Origin of the sequence: Enorma timonensis (genome assembly GCF_000321165.1) — a bacterium.
GTDB lineage: Bacteria > Actinomycetota > Coriobacteriia > Coriobacteriales > Coriobacteriaceae > Enorma.
This window is the reverse complement of record NZ_CAPF01000041.1, coordinates 1-5,727: the sequence shown is the minus strand read 5'-3', so window position 1 is coordinate 5,727 and position 5,727 is coordinate 1. Positions and strand designations below refer to the sequence as shown.

The window sequence follows — 5,727 nt, the reverse complement described above, 5'->3', positions numbered from 1 at the left end:
ATACGCGTTCCTTTCTGTCTGCCCGCAGGTGCCGCGCACGGCGACGACCGCAGGGCTCGTTTCCGACAGGCTCCCTCCATTATGCAGCGTCGCCCGGACAATGCGTGTATGGAATTGAAAAAGTTTGCAGGGCTGCGCGCGCAACGCCTCGCGCACCCGCCTGCCGTACAATAAGACGGTTTCGCATTGAGGGCGGCGCGACGCACGCGCGGCCGCGCCCGCACCGCGCGCATCGGACGGGGCCCGGTCGCCCCAGCGTTTGGGAGGTAGCTATGGCGCAGCAACAGCGCGACATGTTCGACGACCTCATCGACATCACCAAGGGGCTCAGCGGCATCACCGAGCCGTTCAACGACCTCGCGAACGCCTTCCTGGGCAACCCCGAGGCCGAGGCGAAGGAATGGAACCCGGCGGATTACAAGGAGCGTCCGCGGGCGAACACCGTGCCGTGCCTCGCGTGCCGCTCGGAGAAGAGCAGCTGCCGCGCGTGCGTGAAGGTGTGCCCGGTGAACGCGATCGAGATCGAGGACGGCGGCATCGACATCCTCGATAGCTGCCGCAAGTGCGGCCTGTGTGCGCCGGTGTGCCCCACGGAGGCCATCTACTCGCCGCAGAAGCGCCCGAAGCGCATCTACGATGCGGTGGCGGCCGCCGCCACGGCCTACGAGACGGCGTACGTGACCTGCACGCGCGCGCTCCGCCGCGTCCCGCGCGACAACGAGGTCGTGCTCGCCTGCGTGGGCGACGTCACGCCCGAGACCTGGTTCGCCATCCTCATGGACTTCCCGAACGTGAGCGTGTACCTGCCGCTCGACATCTGCACGGCGTGCCGCAACGCCCAGGGCGAGGAGATGCTGGGCGACGCCATCGCCACGGCCGAGGAATGGTCCGGCCGCGGCATGGGCCTCGAGGTAGACGCGAAGGCGCTCACCTGCGAGAAGTCGCGCGCGTTCGAGCGCAAGGAGTACTTCGACAAGATCAAGCAGACCACGGGCCTCGCCATGGCGAAGCTCAACCCCGCGGCGGCCGCGGTGACGACGGTGTCGCAGCGCATCAAGGAGCACACCAAGAAGCTCTCCGCGCTCGAGCGCTCGCTTTCCGCCTCGACGGGCGCGAACTCGCTCAAGCGCCGCCGCGTGCTCACGCAGAGCCGGCAGCTTTTGCTCTCGACGCTCCAGGCGCACCCCGAGCTCGCGCCGAACGTGCGGGTGAGCGTTCCCGAATGCGATTTCGAGCGCTGCACCCTGTGCGGCGATTGCGTCGAGGCCTGCCCGCTGCGCGCCTGCGACCTCGTGGGGTCGGGAACCTTCACGGTCGAGCCCACGTACTGCACGGGCTGCGGCCTGTGCGCGGAGGTCTGCCAGCCGGGCGCCCTCAAGATGGTGGAGCGCGACGGCGCGGACCTCGTCGTCCCCGATCCGGAGGCCGAGCAGCGCGCGGCCGAGCAGGCGCGTGCCAAGGCCGAGGCGGACAAGATGAAGGCAGAGGCCAAGAAGAAGCTTGACTCCGTGCTCGACCGCGTGGAGAAGCTCGCGGATTAGGGCGGCGCGCCGCTCTCTCGCCCGGGTTCGGGCGGCTCGCGCCTCGATACTGTGTGGGAATCGCGCTTCGGCTGGCAGACCGCCCAAGCGCACCCTCATTATCTGGGGTTTCGTTCGCGACGAGGCAGCTCTACCCGGCGCATCCGGATTCCCGCACAGTATCGGGGCTCGAACGTGCTTCGAGGTCGTCTGGGCATGACGTGAGCGCGCGCATCTCGTACAATAGGAGGGTTCGAATCCACGCCGTGCCCGCGCGCCGGGTGCGCTGAGAGAGGAAGTGCCTCGTGGCCCTATCCATCGGTATCGTCGGCCTGCCCAACGTGGGCAAGTCGACGCTCTTCACCGCCCTCACCAAGAAGGGCGGCCTCGCCGCCAACTACCCCTTCGCCACGATCGACCCGAACGTCGGCATCGTCGACGTGCCGGACGACCGCCTGGGCAAGCTCGCCGAGATCGTGCATCCCGGCCGTATCGTGCCCGCAACGGTCGAGTTCGTGGACATCGCCGGGCTCGTGAAGGGCGCGAACGAGGGCGAGGGCCTGGGTAACCAGTTCCTCGCGAACATCCGCGAGACGGACGCCATCTGCGAGGTCGTGCGCTACTTCAAGGATCCGAACGTCATGCGCGAGGTCGGCCGCGTGGGCGCCTTCGTCGACCCCGCCGCCGACGCCGACACCATCATGACCGAGCTCATCCTCGCGGACATCCAGACGCTCGACAAGCAGCTGCCCAAGCTCGAGAAGGACGCCAAGCGCGACAAGGAGCTCGCACCCAAGCTCGAGGTGGCCAAGCGCCTCGCCGCCTGGCTCAATGAGGGCAACCGCGCCGCAACCCTCGACATGACGCCCGAGGAGCGCGCGGCCGCCAAGGGCCTGTTCCTGCTCACCATGAAGCCCATGCTCTACGTGGCCAACGTGGACGAGGACATGCTCGGCGAGGAGCTCGAGCCCATCGACGGCGTGACGCCGATTCCCATCTGCGCGAAGATCGAGGCGGAGCTCTCCGAGCTCGACGCCGAGGAGGCCGCGGAGTACCTGGAGTCGCTCGGGCTCGAGCGCCCCGGCCTCGATGTGCTCGCGCAGGCCGCCTACAAGCTGCTCGGCCTGCAGTCGTTCTTCACGGCGGGCGAGATGGAGGTCAAGGCGTGGACGGTGCGCCAGGGCGCGACCGCCCCGCAGGCCGCGGGCGTCATCCACTCCGATTTCGAGCGCGGCTTCATCAAGGCCGAGGTGATCTCCTACGACGATTACATCGAGCTCGGCGGAGAGCAGGGCGCCAAGGCCGCCGGCAAGCTCCGCATGGAGGGCAAGGACTACGTCATGGCCGACGGCGACGTGGTGCACTTCCGGTTCAACGTGTAGCACCGCGCACTGCCGCGATGCTGCTGCATACCGAAGAGATGGGTTGATAACATGTTCCAATACGGTCGGGTGAACGGGTACCTCACCATCGCGCTCGTGGTGGTCGGGCTGCTGCCGCTCGCCATCACCTTCGTGATTGTGCCGCAGCTGCCTGATTCGGTGGCCATGGCCTTCGACGCCGCGGGCGATCCGACGCGCTTCGAGAGCCGCTACCAGCTGTTCTGGGTGCCTGCGGTGAGCCTGCTGCTCGCGCTCGCGACGATCTTCAACGCGCGCCGGCAGGCGAACGCGAACAAGGAGTCCCGCGTCGCGGCCGAGCTCGTGTACCGGCGCGGCGTGCGGAGCGGTGTCGTGATCGGCGTGCTGCTCACCGCTTGCACCATCTACCTGCTGTTTGCTGCCTATACCGGAACCGGCTTCAGCTTCTCGCTCTAATCGGTCCAAGACGTTCCCGCCTCGGGGTTTGATCGTACATCGGGGGATACCGGGGTAGCGCGGACGCATGGGATGCGCCGCCGGGCTTCATGCTGCGTTGAAGCTCGCGCGGTGCATGCCGCCCGTCGTCGCGATGGCGTGCGCGCTGCCGGGCTGGTGGCGGGGCGCTCCGGTGACGACGCCCGCGCACTGCCACCTTTTGCTCATTTGTCGAGACAAACACCGCACGTCGTCGCATGTGCGGAAGGCCGCCGGCAGCATCGGATGCGTCCGGTGCGCAGAGGTCGACCCGCGCGCTGCGTCGCCGCGCTGCATAAGATGCGCTCCGATATGCGGATTGCATCGAACGTAAACTATAATTTACGCATCCGACCGGGTTCTTGCAGACACTCGTGCCATGAACGAGAGCATTGAACAGACGGCCGGTCGCAACGTGCGCTCCTTGCGTGAGCAGCAGCATCTTTCCAAGACTGCGTTCTGCCTGATGGCCGGCGTGAGCCGTCCCTATCTCAATAAAATCGAGGCCGGCCAGGCGAACATGTCCATCAAGCAGCTCGACCGCCTGGCGAAGGCGCTGGGCACCGACGTGATCTCGCTGCTGCAGTAGGCCGGCGCGGCTCTCGGGGTTTCGGGTGAAACGCTCGCCCCGCGCCGCCGATGCGCGGCGAGCTCAACGGACGGGAAAACGCAACGAACAGGAAGCCTAATCGTCGCTGCGATCGTGGTTGACGGGGCGGTAGAAGAGCCGCTCGAGCTCGCGCGCGTCGCCCGCCTGCGTGAGCGCCCACATCATCTTGGCCACGATGGCTTCGGTGGTCATGTCGCCGCCCCGAAGGATGCCCGGGTGCTCGGCGTAGGCGCGTCCCACCTCGTAGACCCCGAGGTCGAGGCCCTCCTCGGGTACCTGCGTGGTGAGCACGACGGCACGCCCCGAATCGACCCAATCGAAGATGGCGCGCTTGAACGAAAGCTCTCCCGCGCCGTAATCCGGGATGCCGCCGAGGCCGTAGATCTCGAGCACGAGCGCGTGGTAGGCGGGCATGAGGGCGGAGAAGATGGCGGGGTCGAGGCCGGGCGTGAGCTTGAGCACGGCCACGCGGTCATCGATGGCGTCGAAGTGGACGGGAGCCGGCGCGGGGGCATCGGTCGCGGCGGCATCCCCGCTGGCCGCCCAGGAGCCGGCGCGCACGATGCGGTCGTTCCTGATATAGGCGAGGGGCGGGAAGTTCACGCTCTTGAACGCGTTGGCGCTCATGGTGCGCTGCTTGCGGGCGCGCGTGCCGGCGATGGCGATGCCGCCGAACACGATCGAGACGTCGCGCGATGCGTCGTCGACCGCGTAGAGCAGGCTCTGGTAGAGGTTGAGCTTCGCGTCGGTGAACGAGCTCGTCATAGGGCGCTGCGAGCCGGTGAGCACGATGGGCTTCGGGCTCGCGGGCACGAGGTAGGAGAGCGCGGCCGCCGTATATGCCATGGTGTCGGTGCCGTGCAGGATGAGGAAGCCGTCGAAGTCGGCGTAGCGCTCGGCGATGGCGTTCGCGATGCGGAGCCAGTCCTGCGGCCGCATGTTGGTGCTGTCGATGTTCATGAGCTGCAGGGTGGTGAGCTCGCAAAGCCCCTCGACCTCGGGCACGCAGGCGGCGAGCTCCTCGCCGGAGAGCGCGGGGGAGAGGCCGTGGCCGTCCTCGGCCGAGGCGATGGTGCCCCCGGTCGCGATGAGGAGGATGCGTTTCATAGGATGTCCGTTCTAGCGAATGATAAAAAGCAGACAGGCTGGATTTTATCATCCGCGCGTGTCTCGACCACTCTGTAGATTGCTTGAACCCCGATGCTCCGCGGGGCGACGGCGCTAAGATGCTGGCTATAGGTTTCTGCGCGCCGCGATCGCGCCCGCGCACCACGCATCCGAAAGGAACCACGCCATGAAGGCCATCATCCCCGCCGCGGGCCTGGGCACCCGCTTCCTCCCCGCGACGAAGTGCACGCCCAAGGAGATGCTCCCCGTCCTCGACAAGCCGGTCATCCAGTACGTCGTGGAGGAGGCCCTCGAGCCCGCGGAGGTCGACGGCGCCATCGTCGTCACCTCCCCGAACAAGCCCGAGCTCCTGAGCCACTTCCAGCCCGACACCGCGCTCGAGCAGCTCCTGCGCGCCCGCGGCAAGGGCGCCTGCGCCGACGCCGTGGCCGCGGCCGGGTCGCTGCCCGTGGACTTCCGCTTCCAGTACCGCCCGGCCGGCCTCGGCCACGCGATCCGCTCGGCCGCCGACGCCGTGGCGGGCGAGGGCTTCCTCGTGCTCCTCGGCGACTACGTGGTGCCCGCCCGCGACGTCTGCGACAAGCTGCTCGCGGTCTCGGCCGACCACGGCGGGGCGTCCGTCGTCGCCGTGGCG

Annotated in this window: 6 protein-coding genes; 5 read left to right on the top strand and 1 reads right to left on the bottom strand. The window is 67.9% G+C overall.

Going from position 1 to position 5,727, the window contains the following annotated elements; translation table 11 throughout:
• Nucleotides 1–272: 272 nt before the first annotated feature.
• The 4 genes from BN423_RS04615 (at nt 273) to BN423_RS04600 (ending at nt 3,944) form a co-directional block, all read left to right on the top strand.
• Entirely contained in the window at nt 273–1,541 is a 1,269-nt protein-coding gene (locus BN423_RS04615; protein ID WP_019239097.1) for a 4Fe-4S binding protein, read from the top strand.
• Between the two features lie 284 nt (nt 1,542–1,825).
• On the top strand, nt 1,826–2,902 hold the full coding sequence (gene ychF, locus BN423_RS04610; RefSeq protein WP_019239096.1) for a redox-regulated ATPase YchF: 1,077 nt from the start codon (nt 1,826–1,828) through the stop codon (nt 2,900–2,902).
• 51 nt (nt 2,903–2,953) lie between these two features.
• Entirely contained in the window at nt 2,954–3,337 is a 384-nt protein-coding gene (locus BN423_RS04605) for a DUF1648 domain-containing protein (RefSeq protein ID WP_019239095.1), read from the top strand.
• Between the two features lie 397 nt (nt 3,338–3,734).
• Entirely contained in the window at nt 3,735–3,944 is a 210-nt protein-coding gene (locus BN423_RS04600) for a helix-turn-helix domain-containing protein (protein WP_019239094.1), read from the top strand.
• 96 nt (nt 3,945–4,040) lie between these two features.
• Here the strand turns inward: BN423_RS04600 and BN423_RS04595 are convergent, their stop codons facing one another.
• Nucleotides 4,041–5,072, bottom strand: coding sequence for an asparaginase (locus tag BN423_RS04595; protein ID WP_019239093.1), 1,032 nt, complete (start codon nt 5,070–5,072; stop codon nt 4,041–4,043).
• A 187-nt stretch (nt 5,073–5,259) separates the two neighbouring features.
• Between BN423_RS04595 and BN423_RS04590 the strand changes: the two genes are divergently transcribed.
• On the top strand, nt 5,260–5,727 hold a 468-nt coding region (locus tag BN423_RS04590), incomplete at its 3' end, for a sugar phosphate nucleotidyltransferase (RefSeq protein ID WP_019239092.1).